This window comes from Serratia quinivorans, assembly GCF_052113645.1.
Classification (GTDB): domain Bacteria; phylum Pseudomonadota; class Gammaproteobacteria; order Enterobacterales; family Enterobacteriaceae; genus Serratia; species Serratia quinivorans_B.
The window spans coordinates 1-18,064 of record NZ_JBIEIU010000004.1; the positions used below are offsets into that span (position 1 = coordinate 1).

11 protein-coding genes and 1 pseudogene are annotated in these 18,064 nt (G+C 48.8%); 1 reads left to right on the forward strand and 11 read right to left on the reverse strand.

Annotated elements, in window-relative coordinates:
- Positions 1-129: 129 nt before the first annotated feature.
- A pseudogene (locus ACGS9J_RS09230) lies at positions 130-1,049 on the forward strand (integrase core domain-containing protein).
- Positions 1,050-1,066: 17 nt separating this feature from the next.
- Here the strand turns inward: ACGS9J_RS09230 and gndA are convergent.
- The 11 genes from gndA to ACGS9J_RS09285 all read right to left on the reverse strand — a co-directional run bounded on the left by gndA (position 1,067) and on the right by ACGS9J_RS09285 (position 18,063).
- Positions 1,067-2,473 carry an NADP-dependent phosphogluconate dehydrogenase gene (gndA, locus tag ACGS9J_RS09235; RefSeq protein ID WP_442230629.1) on the reverse strand — a complete coding sequence of 469 codons (1,407 nt, stop codon included), beginning with the start codon at positions 2,471-2,473 and terminating at the stop codon, positions 1,067-1,069.
- A gap of 221 nt (positions 2,474-2,694) precedes the next feature.
- Positions 2,695-3,813 carry a glycosyltransferase family 4 protein gene (locus ACGS9J_RS09240; protein WP_442230630.1) on the reverse strand — a complete coding sequence of 373 codons (1,119 nt, stop codon included), beginning with the start codon at positions 3,811-3,813 and terminating at the stop codon, positions 2,695-2,697.
- Positions 3,806-4,951, reverse strand: coding sequence for a glycosyltransferase family 4 protein (locus ACGS9J_RS09245; RefSeq protein WP_442230631.1), 1,146 nt, complete (start codon positions 4,949-4,951; stop codon positions 3,806-3,808). The genes ACGS9J_RS09240 and ACGS9J_RS09245 overlap by 8 nt, the downstream gene beginning before the upstream one ends.
- Before the next feature lie 101 nt (positions 4,952-5,052).
- Positions 5,053-8,697 carry a glycosyltransferase gene (locus tag ACGS9J_RS09250; RefSeq protein ID WP_442230632.1) on the reverse strand — a complete coding sequence of 1,215 codons (3,645 nt, stop codon included), beginning with the start codon at positions 8,695-8,697 and terminating at the stop codon, positions 5,053-5,055.
- Positions 8,697-9,992 (reverse strand): class I SAM-dependent methyltransferase, encoded by a 1,296-nt coding sequence (locus tag ACGS9J_RS09255; RefSeq protein ID WP_442230633.1) that lies wholly within the window; start codon positions 9,990-9,992, stop codon positions 8,697-8,699. Before ACGS9J_RS09255 ends, ACGS9J_RS09250 begins: the two co-directional genes overlap by 1 nt.
- A complete protein-coding gene (locus ACGS9J_RS09260; RefSeq protein WP_442230634.1) occupies positions 9,989-11,206 on the reverse strand; it encodes an ABC transporter ATP-binding protein in 1,218 nt (405 codons plus the stop codon). The genes ACGS9J_RS09255 and ACGS9J_RS09260 overlap by 4 nt, the downstream gene beginning before the upstream one ends.
- The gene (locus tag ACGS9J_RS09265; protein WP_442230635.1) at positions 11,206-12,000 is read right to left on the reverse strand and encodes an ABC transporter permease; all 795 of its coding nucleotides are present in this window, start codon (positions 11,998-12,000) and stop codon (positions 11,206-11,208) included. Before ACGS9J_RS09265 ends, ACGS9J_RS09260 begins: the two co-directional genes overlap by 1 nt.
- 2 nt (positions 12,001-12,002) lie before the next feature.
- Entirely contained in the window at positions 12,003-13,376 is a 1,374-nt protein-coding gene (gene cpsG / locus ACGS9J_RS09270; RefSeq protein ID WP_442230636.1) for a phosphomannomutase CpsG, read from the reverse strand.
- A 14-nt stretch (positions 13,377-13,390) separates the two neighbouring features.
- Complete coding sequence (locus ACGS9J_RS09275; RefSeq protein WP_442230637.1) at positions 13,391-14,803, reverse strand: mannose-1-phosphate guanylyltransferase/mannose-6-phosphate isomerase; 1,413 nt, start codon at positions 14,801-14,803, stop codon at positions 13,391-13,393.
- A 637-nt stretch (positions 14,804-15,440) separates the two neighbouring features.
- The gene (galE, locus tag ACGS9J_RS09280; RefSeq protein ID WP_442230638.1) at positions 15,441-16,457 is read right to left on the reverse strand and encodes a UDP-glucose 4-epimerase GalE; all 1,017 of its coding nucleotides are present in this window, start codon (positions 16,455-16,457) and stop codon (positions 15,441-15,443) included.
- 229 nt (positions 16,458-16,686) lie between these two features.
- Entirely contained in the window at positions 16,687-18,063 is a 1,377-nt protein-coding gene (locus tag ACGS9J_RS09285; protein WP_442230639.1) for a TolC family outer membrane protein, read from the reverse strand.
- Between the last annotated feature and the right edge of the window lies 1 nt (position 18,064).

The window sequence follows — 18,064 nt, forward strand, 5'->3', positions numbered from 1 at the left end:
CTGAAAGCCGCTTAATATGAACCGTCCAACTTTATGGGGTCAGTCCAGTTTTGGCCGGGGGCTTTTTTTTGGTTCATGACCCGTTCTAAATAGCGTTGACACGTTTTCGACTTAAATCCGGAGAACGTGATAATGGCCGAGTTTAAGCGCACACAACGTGACTATCCTTTGTCTTTTAAAATTGCTGTTGTTGAGCAGATTGAAAAAGGCGAAATGACCTACAAACAGGCTCAACTGCGCTATGGTATTCAGGGACGTTCAACCGTTCTGACCTGGTTGCGCAAGCATGGCCGCCTTAACTGGGCCCCAGGTCTTCCCCAACTCTCCAGTCGGGAGTTACCCATGAGCCAACCGCCTGCCCCTTTAACTCCTGAGCAAAGGATCAGGGAGCTTGAAGAACAGCTTGAACTGGTCACCCAGAAAGCGGAGTTTCTCGATGCTGTCGTTAACGTGCTGAAAAATGACTATGGGATCAGTGACATAAAAAATCGGCCAGGCAAGTCCTCACGCAAAAACAGACCCAAAAAATAACCATTACCCGTGTCTGCCAGTTTCTGGGACATAGCCGCCAGGCCTGGTATCAGCACAATACACGGCTTAGTAAGCAACGGGCTCGTGATGCCCAGATCGTCGATTTTGTTAAAACGATAAGAGTACGTCAGGCGCGTATCGGGCCCCGTAAACTGCATTATCTGCTGAATAAACAATCAGATGATGGATTGTATATCGGACGTGACCGGTTGTTCTCTCTGCTAAATGAACGCAGACTGCTGGTACCAGTCAGTTCATGAAAGGCACGGGCTAATCTACTCAATGACCGATGGCTATGACTGCTATCAGAACGCATTGGCGGAAAGGGTAAACGGGATACTGAAGACGGAGTTTTTGCTATCACGCCCTGCAGATCTGGAGCAGGCAGAAAGATGGTGAGGGAATCGATAGAAATTTACAACAGAGAGCGGTCTCACCAGTTGCTAAAATACAAAACGCCCGATGCAGTGCATCAGGCGTTTTACAGGCATAAAAGTGTCAACCTATGCCAGGACTAGTCATTCAAACGCTGGGTTTATTCCATCCATTCGGTATGGAATACGCCTTCTTTGTCGATACGCTTGTAGGTGTGAGCACCGAAGTAGTCACGCTGCGCCTGGATCAGGTTGGCAGGCAGAACCGCAGAACGGTAGCTGTCGTAGTAAGAGATAGCCGCAGAGAAGGTCGGCGTAGGGATACCGTTTTGCACCGCGTAGGACACCACGTCACGCAGCGCCTGCTGGTATTCGTCAGCAATCTGCTTGAAGTATGGTGCCAACAACAGGTTAGCGATATCCGCGTCCTGTGCGTAAGCGTCAGTGATTTTCTGCAGGAACTGAGCGCGGATGATGCAGCCGGCGCGGAAGATCTTGGCAATGTCGCCGTAGTGCAGATCCCAGTTGTTTTCTTTGGAAGCGGCTTTCAGCTGAGAGAAGCCCTGTGCATAAGAAACGATTTTGCCCAGGTACAGCGCGCGGCGCACTTTCTCGATGAATTCCGCCTTGTCACCGCTGACTGGCGTCGCTTTAGGACCGGTCAACACTTTAGACGCGGCAACACGTTGGTCTTTCAGTGAGGACAGGTAACGCGCGAACACCGACTCGGTGATCAGTGACAACGGCTCGCCCAGATCCAGAGAGCTCTGGCTGGTCCATTTGCCGGTGCCTTTGTTGGCCGCTTCGTCCAGGATCACATCAACCAGGTATTTACCTTCTTCATCTTTCTTGGTGAAGATATCTTTGGTGATGTCGATCAGGTAGCTGTTCAGTTCGCCTTTGTTCCACTCGGCAAAGGTGTCAGCCAGCTCTTCATTGCTCAGGTTCAGCGCCTGCTTCAGCAGGGAATAGGCTTCTGCGATCAGCTGCATGTCGCCGTATTCGATACCGTTGTGCACCATCTTCACATAGTGACCGGCGCCATCAGCACCGATGTAGGTCACGCAAGGCTCGCCTTCCGCTACCGCAGCGATTTTCTTCAGGATTGGCGCCACCAGCTCGTAAGCTTCTTTCTGGCCGCCAGGCATGATTGAAGGCCCTTTCAGCGCGCCCTCTTCACCACCGGAAACGCCGGTACCGATGAAGTTGAAGCCTTGATCAGACAGTTCGCGGTTACGGCGAATAGTGTCCTGATAGTAGGTGTTGCCACCGTCGATCAGAATGTCACCTTTATCCAGGTGCGGAGTCAGGGAAGCAATGGTCTTGTCTGTCGCTTCGCCCGCTTTCACCATCAGCAAAATGCGGCGTGGTTTTTCCAGCGATTCAACGAACTCTTCGACGGTGTAGTGCGGCACCAGGTTTTTACCTGGATTCTCGGCAATAACTTCATCAGTTTTATCGCCTGAACGGTTAAAGATCGAAACGGTGTAACCACGGCTTTCGATGTTCAGTGCCAGATTGCGGCCCATTACCGCCATGCCGACAACGCCGATTTGTTGCTTGGACATTGAAGAACTCCTGTCTGAGGATGACCCTGTTAACAACTTTGGCCAACAGGTTTTGTGATGTGGCACACATGTTAACTCAGGATTGAACTGCGTGGGTAGTGATTGGTGCGATAGGTCACATACCTCGTTTAAATTTTTAGTCACTGGCTGACAGCGTTCGCAAAACAAATATCCGTCTAAGTCCTAAAAGACGCCGTCCGGCCGGTTTCAGTAAGGCTGTTTTATTGGTGGCCCAACAGAGATCTGTAGATTTTCGTATACTCCTCAACCATTTGTTTGGAAGTAAACATTTCCTCATAGCGTTCATACGCCTTATTACCGAACTGCTCTGCCAACTGAGGGTTAACCCACAACTTATCCATGGCCTTTCGCAAGGCTGAAGGATCCGACGGAGGGATCACTAACCCGGTCTGGTTATCGATATTGATGAAGGTAGTGCCGGTACCGATTTCACTGGAAATCATCGGTTTTCGGTACATGGCACCTTCCAGCAGCGATATGCCAAACGCTTCTGAACGAAGATGTGAAGGAAACACAATGCTATAGCACAGCATCAATAGTGCCGTTTTATCCTCATCCGGCAACGCCCCAAGAAAATGAACGTTTTTCAGTCCCAATTTTTGGGACTGCTCACGTAATTCACTTTCTATCGGCCCGGCGCCCACAATCACGATCGGATAGTCTGAGCCAATGGCAGCCTCAAGCAGGATATGCAACCCTTTGTAATAGCGCAGTGTACCTATAAACAGGAAGAACGACTGACCGATCTGCCGTTGCCATTTATCAAGCCGACTCTGTTCCGGTATGGGATAGATCGCTTTATTCAAGCCAATCGGGATTACGGTGACCTTGTCTTTAAAGGTTTCCAATACGTCACTGGTGGCCACATAGTTCGGTGACGTCGCTACAATGCAATCTATTTTTCGCAAAAAAAGGTGCATCAATGGCTTATAAAGTCGTAGAAGGTTTTTTTGTCTAATTATATCAGAGTGATAACTCACTACCGTCGGCTTCTTAACCCCGGAGAGGAAGTGTACGAGGTCCATGTAAGGCCATGGGAAATGATAGTGAATGATATCTGCTTGTTCGCTGAGCTCTTTAAATTTCTTTATGACGCGAAGCGAGAAAGGGTTGGACGCAATACTAAAATCTTGTCTGACTTTATGGGCAGTATGCTGTGAAATAACTTCGCAACTATCCTTATCCGCAGGCGTCACGGACAAGACATCCGTTGATACCCCTTTTTCGACACAGCCTTCAGCAAGCTGGTATATCACTTGCTCGATACCGCCGAAAGAGTCTGGATAATAAGTTTTATAGAAATGGAGTACTTTAATCATTATTGGCCAATTTTTGATAAACGTCTAAAGTTTGGCGAGTGCAACTTTGCCAGGAAAACGTTGCTGCATTTGACAGCCCTAGTTCAACAGCCTGTTTGCGCCACTGCTCATCAGTCAGGCCTCTGGTGATAAGCTCCGTTAATAAACCAATATCCTCTGGGGCATGGGTCATCGCTGCATCGCCCACTACCTCCGGTAAAGAGGAGCTGTTAGAACAGATTACCGGGGTTCCTGAACTCATCGCTTCCAAAACCGGGAGCCCGAAGCCTTCATAGTTCGAAGGAAAAACAAATAAGCTGGCAGCAGAGTACAACAGCGGTAATTCCTCTGCGGCGGCAAAACCCAGATAATTAAGCCAGCCTTCACGCTGTCCTCGCTCGATTTCCTGCATAATGTCATCATTGCGCCACCCCTTATAGCCTGAGAGAACTAACGGGTAGCGAGTGCGTAACTCTCCAGGAAGGTTTCTATAGGCATGGATTAAGGAAAGGATATTTTTTCGCGGCTCAATAGTACCAACAAATAAGGTGAAGGCTTTATAGCCTAAGCCAAATTTGTTTAAAACACTGGATACCTGCTCGGCCTTGCGCGGGTAAAAGTCGGGAGAGCTTGCCAGATGGACCGTATGAATTTTTTCAAGCGGATAATCAAAATACTCATGAATCTCGTTACGAATATAATTCGAAACCGTTATGAGACCATTGGCCCGGGACAATGCGTCTAACATTTCTTTCTTGGTAAAACGATTCCTTTTGGGATCGAAGCAATGTTCCCATTTGAAGGGAGACAGATCGTGAAACGTTGCAACGGAGGGGCCCTCAAAAGGAGGGAGAAAAAAGTTAGGACCATGGAAAACGCAACGCTCATAGCCACGCAATGCCTTCTTTTTGAGGCGCGGCATCAGCAATCTATAGGCCTCAATCGCCAGAGAGTTGCTCTGCACAATTTTTTTTAACCGGTGACTCCCATCAGATGTATTTTTTGCTGTGGGAATATCTGATAAAAAGTGAGTGCCGGAAAAAAAATGAAGCTCTTCAATTTCGTTGTTGCTTTGCAAGCCCTTTGCCAACTCATAGGTATAACGCCCTATGCCCGTTAGCGGAAACTTGATTGGCTCAACAGAAAGAATTATTTTCATCTAGAGTCATATTCCATGGAATATTTATGCTTTCAGCATATAGGCACAATGCAGCAGGGCAAAACGGCGCCTGCTGCATTGAAAGGGCTAAAACTCAGGGGCTACTTGAAGTGCTTGGCTCTTAACAAACCCGTACACATATTTTCAAGCCTTCTGGCGACGGCATGGTAATCATGCTGTTCGCACCATGCATCCGCACGGCGCTGTGTTTCAACTGCACTCGCCGAGTTTTTAGCGATATCAGAGATAATTTCGGCAATGCCCTCGGCCACCTCCGTCGCCGAGGCGCCCTCGAATTTGAAGACGGCATCGCCGAGATCGTCAAAGATGGCTAACGGCGTCACCGCCACGGGCTTATGCGTCGCCATGCCGTAGCGTACCGCACCACTGGCTGACTCGCCGGTGTTTTGATAAGCGAAGACCAGCAAATCGGCATCAGAGAGCAAACGCAGACTTTCTTTGTCATCCAGAAAATCGTTATGCATCTCGACCAGATCTTCAATCTTCAGATTAGCCGCCGTCGCTTTAAGCTCGCGCACCAGGGAGGCGGATTCACTGACGGGATATTCCGCATTAACCAACCTTAAGCGGATAGGTTTACCCGCCTTTTTAAGGTAGGCCACCGCTTCAATGAGCTCTTTCAACCCTTTGTGAGGCAAGCAAAAACCGTAGCTCGCCACCAGTGGCAGCGCATTGCGTTTGGCGGCCACCGGCGCCTTGGCGGGATAATTAATCACCCCGTGCGGGAAGAGGGTCACATTATTGACCAGCCCCAGCTGTTTCAGGCGGTTGATGTCGGTAATAGAGTGAACCAGTAAACGATCGCACATTTTCAGCGCGTCGATCATTTCTGACAACCGGAAGTTCCAGTGCGGCTCTTTTTCCAGCGGATCGACCGTCGAATGCATGGCCATAACGATAACCCTGCCCGCCTGGTGGTGCCTTTCGATGAAGGCCGATAGCTCGCGGTGGTTAAAGAACCCGTAGTTGAACTGGATAACGAGCGTATTCAAACGCAGCGTTTCGATCTGCGCATCCAGGGCATCAAGATAGTTGTTTTCTTTGCCAACCACCCAGCTCCGCAAAACGTTGCTTTCATCCGCATGAACCAGATCATTCGCTGTCGGTGCAAAAATCACGATCTGATCGCTCGGCATGTCAGCAACCAGATGTTGCGAGTAGGTGGCAATGCCGCATTTGGTATTCCAGGTCGAAAGCCAACCAATGCGGGCGCCCTCTTGCGCGACGTCGAAATGCTTACGCAACGCGCCGACCGCCGCGGTCGATCGCTGTGCGACATCGTCCCAGGTAAACTGACGGAGAATAAGTTCGCGGCCTTTTGCCGCCATAGCGGATAGCTGCGTCTTGTCGGTAGCAGCGGCCTGTTTCATTGCCTCTGCCAGATTCTCGACATCGGCGCCGACCCATGACGAAGAGAACAGACCAAAGTGTGTCTTCGCGCGCTCAAAACGGTAATCAACCAGCCACGAGTTTTCTGGCGTGCAAAAATCGAGCTGCCCACTCCAATCGGTGGTGATCGCCGGTAAGCCGCTCAGCATAGCTTCCGCAATCGGCAAGCCGAACCCTTCGGCGCAGCTTGGCGCCACCAACACATCGCAATACTCGTAGAGCGCCTTCAGCTCCTGCTCCGGCATATCCTGTTCGATGATAATGACGTCAGGATAGCTGGCATGCTGCTTCTGGGCCTGCTTCAGCCAAGCCTGCACTTCATTGTGCGGATTAGCGAAGGTTTTAATGATCAGGGAAACGTCATCCTGGGCGGTGAATGCGGCGCCATAAGCCGCCAGCATCGCCTGCACGCCCTTGCGCGGGAAACACGAAGAGACATGCAGGAACCTGAATGTCTTGGCGTTCAGTTGCGGTTGCTGCGCAGACTGAATGCGCTCCCAATGCTCGCACCCGTTCCCTACGTTAAACACGGGAACCTTGGTGCCATTATCGATCAATACTTTACGTACATGTTCGGAGGTGCAAAGGATCGCATCCAGCTCACGGTTGAAGTTGTTGATCCAACCTTGCGGAAAACCGCTTTCTTCCCAGGCATAGCAATGCAGGAGCTTCACATCGGCCTTCATGTCACTGACGCGTGGCGGATAGAGGTTGCGGCTCAATACGTTAACCGGCCTATCGCTCCGTTGCTGAACCCGTTGATGATATGCCTTCAGATCCGCGTTGTTCTCATCATTCAGGAAGGCTTCACTCGGAGCAAAGTCGCCCGGCCCTTCCGTTGAGTGCAATAGAACCTCAACATTATCCCGACTGAGCGCCCGCGCGAATTCTCTATTCACCAGAGCCAAGCTGTAGGAGCTGTCATAAGGCCCTTCGACACGCCAGGACAACGCAGCCAAATCAATCCCCTGCAGTTCCAACCGTTTGGCATTCCGGTCCATCGCTTCGGCGGTGGAGCGTAAATCGTTATCTGTAGGTTCTTCGCGGCATGTGATCGCGGAGATGGCGGCAATCAATTGCGATGATGTTACCGTCTCGGACATCACTTCTCCGCCATCGGAAACCAATTGTTCAAAGCGCGTCAACGCGGTAATTCCCGCCTTGTCCCACGAGAACTTGCCGGCCTGCTCCATCGCGTGCTGCTTAAGCTTGCCGAGGAAAACCTCATTACTCAACGCCTGATGAAGCTTGTCTTTAATTGATTCCACTGAATAAGGATCAAACAAGGCGTCGGCGTAGCCTATCACTTCCGGAATACTGGTTACGTTAGAGCCGATAGTCGCCGCGCCGCACGTCATGGCCTCCAAAATCGGCAGACCAAACCCCTCATGCAGCGAAGCGAAAACAAACAGCTTGGCCAACTGATAAAAAACGACCAAATCTTGTTCCGACACATACCCGGTCAGTATCATCTCGTCTTCACGCAGCTGAACGTTTTGAGCAATAGAGTTCAGGTAGCTGCGATCGCTGTCCGACAGCTTACTGACGATGACCAACTGGTTTTTTTCACGCAATGCCGGCGCCAATTTGCTATAGGCTTCAATCAAACGTTTGAAGTTTTTACGGGAATCGAAACCGCCCGGAGCATACAGCACGACATCGCGGGTAATGCCGTATCGCTGTTTTAAAGCGGAAAATTCATCGTCTGATACCTCGCTGATAACAAAATGCTCCTCTGTCGCAGCAGAGATCGTGCACACCTTGTCTGCGGGGACATCCAACCATTCCATCACCTCGGCAGAGGTGTAGTCCGAGTTGGTGAGCAGCAGGTCGGCTTTCTTCAGCCAATTGATTTTCTTAAGGTAGTATTCTTTATAAACTTCATCCTGAAGGTATACGTCCGATTGCACCAATGGGATCAGGTCATGATGCAACACTGCCACTTTTGTTTTAGGCGTGAATTTGGCGATCGAGGTCACCGCATTATCCACATGCCCTTCAAACAAACTGGTGATAAACACAACATCAGGTTCAAGATTGTGTAAAAAGGCTTCGCGAACATACTCCGCGCATTCGCCCCGCCAGGCATTGTGCCTCTCCATCGCTCGCACCGGGCCAGGCGCATACCAAACCACGATATTTTCGGCCGGAACCAGGCGACTAAACTGCGCCTTCAGGTCGGCGATGGTTTCCGGGAATAATGAAGACAAAGCGATAAAGATTTCGTGTTGGCTGTTGTTGCGGATAATCGCCTTGGCGATCGAAATAGTATAGCGACCAATCCCACGAAAGCGGCTTTCCGTTTGTGCCCCTTGCAGGTCAATAACAATGCGCATTATGACTCTCCGTGCTTCTTATTATTTGCGTTCTTTAACTGTTCATACAAATCAATGGCCCTGGTCGTCATATTCTCCTGATAAACAACATGACGTTCATTCGCCATAAGATCGGCGTGATAGTTAGGCGCGGAATTCAAAACGCGTCGGAAAACAGATTGCAGCAACCGATATACGCCCAGCTTTCTAGCGCTGGAGAGCACAAAGCCTTTGAACTTTGGATGCTCATGGAACAGGCCGAGAGTCGTATTGATCGCTTTTCTCAAAACATTTTTGACCGCCTTGCGGCCCCGGGCTTTGATGCCTTCATCCCGAACAGCCTGCAGCTGACAAGAAACCCACCGTAATGGATAGGTCACACGCCAAGAATGACTGGCATGCACATCAATGAGTTGTTGCTGCAAGCCTTGATTGTGAGCATGTACCGCCATCAGTTCCTGATGCGATTTATCCCATTGGTGCTGGACGCGCTCCAATTGATTGCCCATGTCGTGAAGTTTCGCCGCCTGCGCACGCTGCGCCTTATCCACTCGCTTAAATTGACTCTGCAAGCGTTGGTCATAACGATCGCTCAGGCCATCGAGGGTAATCCCATATTCTTTATCGAAATAAGAATCTAACTCGCGGACAATCGACTCGTCGGCCTCTTTCTGGGCAATCAGGCTATAATCGGGGCTGACGCCTTTCAACACGTCGACCAAATAAACCGACGAGTCTGAGTCTCTCAACGCGGATTTTTCCTGCAGGCGCAGTATCTTGGTTCTCAGAAAGCCATAATAGTTTGGAATGAACTCAAGCAGCGCGGGGGGCAGCGGATGGTTGTGGGTGGGATCCATATAAAAAGAGCAGGTTCCGACGCTCACGTTTTCAGGATTTGGCGTCTCCAGAATCAGCAGGCCGCCAGGTTTTAACACTCGCAGAGCCTCTTTGACCAGTGACTGTAAAACCTCAAAGGGCAGATGTTCGGCAATATGAAAACCGGTAATGGCCAGCAGGCTGGCGTCTGCCTGCTGTTGGAGAAAGTCCAGGCAATCCATCTTCTTCACGTTCAGGCCGACCTGCAAGGCGCGTTCGAGCATGCCATCATCCAGATCGACCCCCATGGCCGGAATAGCATTGTCCCTTAAGGTTTCGAGCCACTCTCCACGCCCACAGCCCACATCGACAACTTCAGCTGAAGGGTAAATTTTTGCCAGCGCCGTGATGAAAGGAAGGTACACGGATAAGCGTTGTTTGATGTCCTCTACGCTACCCCGATGCTCTTCCTCAAAAACGCGATAGAAATCATCACTCATTCAAAAATCTCCAACTTAGGAGGCAACCAGGCTACTCCAATAAATTCTTTCTCGTCTGAATTCACCACGTTGAAAACGACCGCTAAATCGCGCCATTCGTAATTTTTGCCAACGTGAGTTCCAGACGTGTGTAAAGCGACCGCAACCGAGTAGGATCCAACGCCCAAGTTGGCTGAGAAAGCAAATGAAAAGGTTCTCGAATCATTCTCTTTCAGCTCAAACAACGGCTGCCCCAGGTGATGGGTATTGGTGCCAAAAACCGGCTGTCCTAATCGGTCTTTAATCATATACCCCACAACCAGTTCGGGAAGTGCCTCATTGATATGCACTTTAACCTGCAGATTAACAGGCTGTCCCACTGTCGCCACCTCGATGCCTTCGCCCTCATCGTTCAACAGACGAATATCGGTGATGCTCGCTTCCCCCGAGCCGGAACGGGTCTGTAACTTTCCGTTATTTTCAACCTGGCGAATAGACAAGTTCTGCTTGTCGGCGAGCAACGCATTATAATAATCCATTACGGATTCCGGCTCGCCCTCCATCTCTATCCTGCCTTTATTCAGCAAAATAGCCCTGTCGCATATGCTTTGGATCGCCTGCTTGTCATGTGAAACCAGCAGAAGCGTAGTGCCTAGCTTGCGAAACTCGCGTATCCGCTCGAAACTTTTGTGCTGGAAATAGGCATCGCCGACGGACAATGCCTCATCGACAATCAGAATATCCGGCCGAATCGCCGTTGCAACGCTGAATGCCAGTCGCACCTGCATACCGCTTGAATAAACACGGACTGGCTGATCGATATAATCGCCGATTTCGGCGAACTCTTCGATTTCCGGCATCAGTTCCGTAATTTTTTCGACGGAAATACCCAGCAATTGCCCAGACATATAAACATTCTGGCGGCCAGTAAAGTCAGAATGGAAGCCCATCCCGAGCTCCAGCAGCGCGGCCACACGGCCAGAAAGAGCAATGTCGCCGCAGGTGGGTTTGGCAGTGCCGGTAATCAACTTCAATAATGTGCTTTTACCTGCGCCGTTGATCCCAATAATACCCAGCGCTTCGCCAGGCTCAACGTTAAAACTGATGTCCTGCAGGATCCACTTCAGTTTATGCTTGACGGTATTAAATGGCGAAATCCATTCAACCAGGCGCCCAGTTTTAGAGGTGTACTGTTTGTATGCTTTGCCAACATTATGTACTTTGATATAACTCATTATAACTCGTCCACCATATCTGCAGCATGCTTCCTAAACAGTCTCATCCCAAACGCGCAGAATATTATGGCCAGTACCAATACCGGCCATAATGAGTACCAGTTAGGTTGCTGATGATAGGCAAATATCGACTGGTATGACTGCATTACCCGAGCCATTGGGTTATACATCAGTGATTTTCTTGCCCATTCCGGCAACGAATTCAAGACGTAGACGATAGGTGTAAACCAGAACCAGAACTGCAGCAATACGCCTACAAACTGTCCGACGTCGCGGAAGAATACGTTCATCACCCCCAATGTCATTCCCAGCCCAACGGTGAACAGGACTTGCAATGCCAAAACCGGCAGCACGGAGAAGAATAAAACCCCTGGGAAATTACCAGTAAAAAGAAGGAAGACCAAAAATAAACTGAATATGATGGCGAAATTTAAAATCGCCGATGCAGTAACAATGACCGGCAAACATATTTTAGGGAAGCTGAGTTTTTTGATTAAGTTGGCATTGGTGATAAATACACTTTGACTCTTATCAAGAATCTCAGTAAACAACCCCCAGGTCAGCACCCCGGAACACAAATAAATACTGTAAGCAAAAGGACCAGAATTATCAGGCATCCTGGCTTTCATCACCTCTGAGAACACCAGCGTATAAACCAAAATCATAGCTAACGGCTGTAATACCAACCATAGCGCACCCAACATGCTGGTCTGATAACGGGACTGAAAGTCTCGTTTAATACTGCTCCAAATAAACCCTCGATAACCATATATGGCTAATAACATATCTTTCATTGTTATTCCCCGCCTAATAATGCAAGGATTTCTTGAGTTTTTACCTGCATCAACTCGACGTTACCTTTCGACTCTACGTTCAAACGAACTACCGGTTCGGTATTTGATGTACGTAAGTTAAATCGCCAGTCAGAATATTCAATACTGATCCCGTCGGTCAGATCAACCCGTAAGGCCTCAGGTTCATAGATAGCCATAATGCTTTTTATTTTCTGAGTTGCATCAGTCAGTTTACGGTTAATCTCACCTGATGCCGGGTAAGCCTGTATCCGAGCCTCAACCAGTTGGCTCAATGCTTTACCTTTCGCGAAAAGCAAACTCGCCACAAGCAGCCATGGGATCATACCACTATCACAATAGGCGAAATCGCGGAAATAATGGTGGGCACTCATTTCGCCGCCATAAATGGCATCTTCTTTACGCATCCGTTCTTTAATGAATGCATGACCGGTTTTGGACATTACCGGGATGCCACCAGCCTGGGTAACAATATCGATTGTATTCCAGGAAAGACGCGGATCGTGGATAATCTTGGAGCCTGGATGGGTTTGCAGGAATGCTTCGGCCAGCAACCCGACAATATAATAGCCTTCGATAAAATTGGCTTTCTCATCAAACAGGAAGCAACGGTCAAAATCACCGTCGAAAGCAATACCCATATCAGCTTGATGCTCGAGTACCGCTTTTGCCGTATCGGCACGGCACTCAGGTAATAGTGGGTTAGGGATGCCGTTCGGGAAATTGCCATCCGGTTGATGGTGTACTTTTATAAAGGATACAGGGACATTGTCGCGCTTAAAACGACGTTCTATCTCATCGATAACATGCCCTGCCGCACCATTGCCGGAGTTAATTACCAGCTTCATCGGTTTAAGTGCCGCAGTGTCAACATAACCCAATAGATGATCAACATACTCGGTGAGAACTGAAATTTGTTGATAACTGCCGCGTTTGCTTTCGGCAACAGAAGGAAAAGCATTTTCTTCAGCCAGTTGTTTAATTGCCAACAGGCCGGTATCCCCACTCACCGGCTGTGCATTGGCACGTACCAGTTTCATACCGTTGTAATTCATTGGATTATGGCTGGCCGTAACTTCGATACCACCGTCCATGCCAAGATGAAAAGTGGCGAAATAAACCTCTTCTGTTCCGCTCATACCGATGTCATACACATCAGCACCGGCATCTTGCAACCCATTAGCAAGAGCCTGTTTAAGAGCTTCACTGGTCAGCCTCACATCGCCACCGACGATAACACGCTGTGGTTTAAGATATTCACCATAAGCTCGACCGATACGATAAGCAATGTCTTCGTTTAGTTCTTCGCCAAGCTGGCCGCGAATATCATATGCTTTAAAACAAGTTAAGGTACTCATTGAAACCTCAAAAATTAGCAACGCCCGTAATGATCTTTAATACGAATAATATCATCATCCCCTAAATAAGACCCCGCCTGCACTTCTATCAGTTCCAACGGAATGTTACCTGGGTTTTCTAGTCGGTGAACAACACCAATAGGAATAAATGTGGACTGATTTTCTGTCAGTAAAAAGGTTTTATCTCCGGTTGTTACCCTTGCCGTACCCGCAAGTACCACCCAATGCTCAGTGCGGTGGTGGTGCATTTGCAAAGAGAAGGCTTCACCAGGGTTCACGGTAATGCGATTCACATTAAAACGTTTTTCATCCACCAGAAGATCGCAAATGCCCCACGGGCGATATACTTCACGATGTCTTCTGTATTCGCTGCGCTTATGCTTTTTGAGGTGTTCTACGACTTTTTTGACGTCCTGCACCCTGGATTTATCAACAACCAACACGGCGTCTTTAGTATTAACAATCACCAGGTTATCTACACCAACGGCAGCAACTAACTTTTCATCAGTATTGATATAGCAATCATGGGTATTATGAAGGAAGGTATCACCCGTCAGCGCGTTACCTGCATCGTCCTTCTGACTGACCTCCCACAATGCTGACCATGATCCAACGTCACTCCAGCCAGCATCCAGTGGGATCATGACGGCATCATGAGTTTTCTCCATGACAGCATAATCAACTGATTCGTCTGGGCAACTGGAAAATGCATCATAATTCACGTTGATAAAGTTTTTATCACACTCAGTATTCGCCAAGGAAAGACGGCATGCATCCAGAATATCCGGACGGAACTTCTCTAACTCTTCCAGATAGCGTTTGGCGCGGAACATAAACATGCCGCTATTCCAGAAGTACTCTCCGGAATCTACATAAGCTTGCGCTGTAGCAAGATCAGGTTTTTCAACAAAGCGTTTTACACTGGACGCTTCTGCATTTTCGCCGGTGCTTTCGCCACGTTGGATATAGCCATAGCCTGTTTCCGGTCCGCTTGGCACGATACCAAAGGTAACAAGGCTCTGGCCGGCTGCGTAAGGTATTGCGGCTTCAATGGCATTATGGAAAGTGGAGACGTCTTTTATAATATGATCTGCAGCCAACACCAGCATGATAGGGTCATGCCCCTTCGCAATGGCATTCAAAGCTGCCAAGGCAATAGCCGGTGCCGTATTGCGGCCAATAGGCTCAAGAATGATGTTATGAGACAACATGTCAATTTGACGCAGTTGCTCAGCTACCATAAAGCGGTGATCTTCGTTACAGATTACGACAGGTTCGCTTACCTCAACTCCATCAAGACGTTTTAACGTTTCCTGCAGCATGGAATGCAAACTATGCAGACGCAAAAATTGTTTAGGATGAAGTTCGCGGGACATCGGCCATAAACGACTGCCTGTACCACCGGCCATAATTACTGGAAGTAACATGTTTTTCCTTATAACACTCAGCTATATAGAACCATAAATTTAGAGAATTTAATAAAATACATCGATTTAAGAGGAGGCGCTTACTGCTCACTACATCTGACTGTGGAGGAGAATGATACATGACTCATCACAAAGCCTACAGTTTCACACTCTGCGGATGTCCATGATCCCCCGGAGTTCTCTCGACGTTTCCTGGCATCTGGCACCAAAAAACTTCACGCTACCGCCCTTGGCTCGATAGCTACCAATGCACTGATTTAGAAGTGATATTTTATCTATTCCCTTGTTGTGTCATGTAACCCAAATTCAGCCATAGCGCGAGATGCCATATCACTGTCATCTTGGTAGGCTAAATATTACAACAGCACAATATTTTTGTTGCGTATGCTATCACCTTACCTATCAAAACACCTGTACATTATCCGTTCTTTCAGGCTTATCTGAAAATGAACGCTCATTAAACAGACAGAATAAAAAGATTACCCTATAATTTAAATAACTATCAATTAGTTGGCTTGATTATAGTTTAGGGTGTGATTACAAATAGGGATATTCTTAGACACATGATCACAGCCTGTAGACTAAAGGCTGCAATCATGAAATGGGGATAGTCGATAAGTATCTTTAATAAAAAGAGCTAATTACGGTAACCTTGAGGATTGTTTTTTTGCCAATTCCAGGTGTCACGCATCATCTCATCAATGCCACGCCGCACTTCCCAGCCTAACTCCTGACGAGCCAGGTTGGCATCCGCCCAGAAGGCTGGCAAATCACCATCACGACGCGGTAAAACCTTGTACGGGATCTCCACGCCAGATGCCTTTTCGAAGGCCTGAACCATAGCGAGAACCGAGTACCCCACTCCAGCCCCCAGATTGTAAGCTTTAAACCCATTGAGTTTCGCCAGATGATCCATGGCCATCAGGTGGCCTTCAGCCAGATCCATCACATGGATGTAATCACGCTCACCGGTGCCATCTTTCGTCGGATAATCCCCGCCAAAGATGCCCAGTTTCTCTAACTTACCAATCGCTACCTGAGAGATATAAGGCAACAAGTTGTTTGGAATGCCATTTGGATCTTCACCAATCAAACCAGATTCGTGAGCACCAACCGGGTTGAAATAACGCAAAGCGATAATGGAGAACTGCGGCTCCGCTTTAGCGAGGTCCTGCAAAATCTGCTCAACCATCAATTTTGAAGTGCCATAGGGACTGGTAGTTCCGCCAATCGGCGTGGTTTCTACATAAGGAACCGGAGAATTCGCACCATAGACCGTTGCAGAAGAGCTGAAGATAAACTGATGTACACCGGCCTGTCGCATAGCATCCAGCAACACCAAAGTCCCGGCAACATTGTTTTGATAGTATTCCAGCGGCTTGCGGGTTGATTCACCTACCGCCTTCAATCCCGCGAAGTGAATAACTGCGGTGACGTCATGCTCGCCGAAGATGCGATTCAGACACTCAGCATCCTGAATATCCCCCAGATAAAACACGGCGGATTTACCCGTCAATTTTGCCACACGGGACAAGGATTCTTCTGACGAATTCGACAAATTATCCAACACTACCACCTCTTCACCACGCTCCAGCAAGGCCAATACCGTGTGAGACCCAATATAACCAGCACCGCCAGTGACTAAAATCGCCATAACAACTCCTTACGCGCTCTCATAGCGCTGAAATTATGATTTATACCCCATTCTAACCAGCAAATCAGTCAGAAGCTTCCTGAACGAAGCCGTCGCGCCAGAAAAATTCAAAAAAAACAGCTAAAATCAAATTGTTACATTATATTATTCGCCTTTACTCCGCCACTCAGAGGCAATAAAAAAGAGCAGCATAACGCTGCTCTTTTTTATTGCCTCTGAGTGGCGCGGACTAGTGCGAATGCGAAAAATATTGCGCCACACGTTTCACATCGTTTTCATCTAACGTTCCCGAGTCGCTCAACAGGGTGATCCACGACTTGATATACGTATATTTTGCCGAGGCCAGATCCTTTTGTGCGCTGTACAACTGCTGTTCAGCATTAAGCACATCAACGTTAACACGCTGCCCAGCCAGCACGCTTTGCCGCGTTGCCGTCACCTGCGTGGTCGCTGATTTCACCGCCAGTTCATAAGCCGCCAGCTTGGCGCGGCTGCTGATACACAGATTGAACTGCTTGCGTAAATCGTTCAACGTAGTGCCAGTCTGCGCATCCATCTCATACATAGCCTGTCCGTATCGCGCCGCAGCCTGGCGAGTCGATGCCGAAACCCCGCCGCCGGAATAAATAGGCATACTAACCTGCACGCCGATGCTGTCAGTACGGTATTTCTGGTTTACCGTGTTATCACTGCTAGAATCGTTCTCCGAGTGCGAAGCATAAAGTTGCACCTGCGGCATAAAACCGGCCCGGTTTCTCTCCACGTCATATTTCGCCGCATCAACACCGTGACGGGATGCCGTCAGCGTGGGGTTATTCTCCAAAGCAATCTTTTGCCATTCATCAAATTTTGACGGGATCAGTGGCGCTACCTGGAATTTCCCCGGGCGCAATACCTGCAGCTCATCAACCTGTTCCAACGGCGTGCCGATAATCACTTCCAGCTCACGCTGGGCCGAATCCAACGCATCACGTGCTTCGATCACCTGGGCTTCTGCTAGGCTATAGCGCGCCTGGGTTTCCGAAACGTCCGTGATGGTACCTTCGCCCGCACTCATCAAGCGATCGTTCAACATCAGCTGTTCTTTATAAGCCACCTTTTGCGCTTCAGCCAAAGCGATTTGGTCCTTAGAATAGGCCACTTCAACATAGGCGCTAATGACCCTCACCGCCAGATCCAGCAATTTTCCGCGATAGCGCTCATCCGACATCAATGTTTGCGCGACGCCAGCCTTATAGCGCGCATAGGCCTCATAATCGAACAGCGGCTGCGTCAACGTTACCGAGCTGGAGTAACTGCGGTATTGCTGGCGCTTGGTCATCTCTGATACGTTGCCAAAAAAATCGCTTTGCGGATACTTTTGCGTCTGCCAGTTGCGCGGCGAATTCTGGTAATTGAGAGACACCTTCGGCAATAGCCCTGCCCTGCCAATGTTTTCGTTTTCGTCCCCCGCCTCTTTCTCTTTTATCGCCGCCCTGAAGGTCGGATCTTTCTCGAGTGCCAGCGAATATGCGTCTAAAATCCCTATTGAATATACCGGCGCAGAAATCGCAAACAATAGGGTGCTGATGGCAAGACCAGCAGCCTGTCGTTTTAATTGAATCAAA

What these genes read in the sequence shown, in the direction of transcription:
- gndA (WP_442230629.1), bottom strand. Translation starts at nt 2,473, where the DNA reads ATGTCCAAGCAACAAATCGGCGTTGTCGGCATGGCGGTAATGGGCCGC.
- ACGS9J_RS09240 (WP_442230630.1), bottom strand. Translation starts at nt 3,813, where the DNA reads ATGATTAAAGTACTCCATTTCTATAAAACTTATTATCCAGACTCTTTC.
- ACGS9J_RS09245 (WP_442230631.1), bottom strand. Translation starts at nt 4,951, where the DNA reads ATGAAAATAATTCTTTCTGTTGAGCCAATCAAGTTTCCGCTAACGGGC.
- ACGS9J_RS09250 (WP_442230632.1), bottom strand. Translation starts at nt 8,697, where the DNA reads ATGCGCATTGTTATTGACCTGCAAGGGGCACAAACGGAAAGCCGCTTT.
- ACGS9J_RS09255 (WP_442230633.1), bottom strand. Translation starts at nt 9,992, where the DNA reads ATGAGTGATGATTTCTATCGCGTTTTTGAGGAAGAGCATCGGGGTAGC.
- ACGS9J_RS09260 (WP_442230634.1), bottom strand. Translation starts at nt 11,206, where the DNA reads ATGAGTTATATCAAAGTACATAATGTTGGCAAAGCATACAAACAGTAC.
- ACGS9J_RS09265 (WP_442230635.1), bottom strand. Translation starts at nt 12,000, where the DNA reads ATGAAAGATATGTTATTAGCCATATATGGTTATCGAGGGTTTATTTGG.
- cpsG (WP_442230636.1), bottom strand. Translation starts at nt 13,376, where the DNA reads ATGAGTACCTTAACTTGTTTTAAAGCATATGATATTCGCGGCCAGCTT.
- ACGS9J_RS09275 (WP_442230637.1), bottom strand. Translation starts at nt 14,803, where the DNA reads ATGTTACTTCCAGTAATTATGGCCGGTGGTACAGGCAGTCGTTTATGG.
- galE (WP_442230638.1), bottom strand. Translation starts at nt 16,457, where the DNA reads ATGGCGATTTTAGTCACTGGCGGTGCTGGTTATATTGGGTCTCACACG.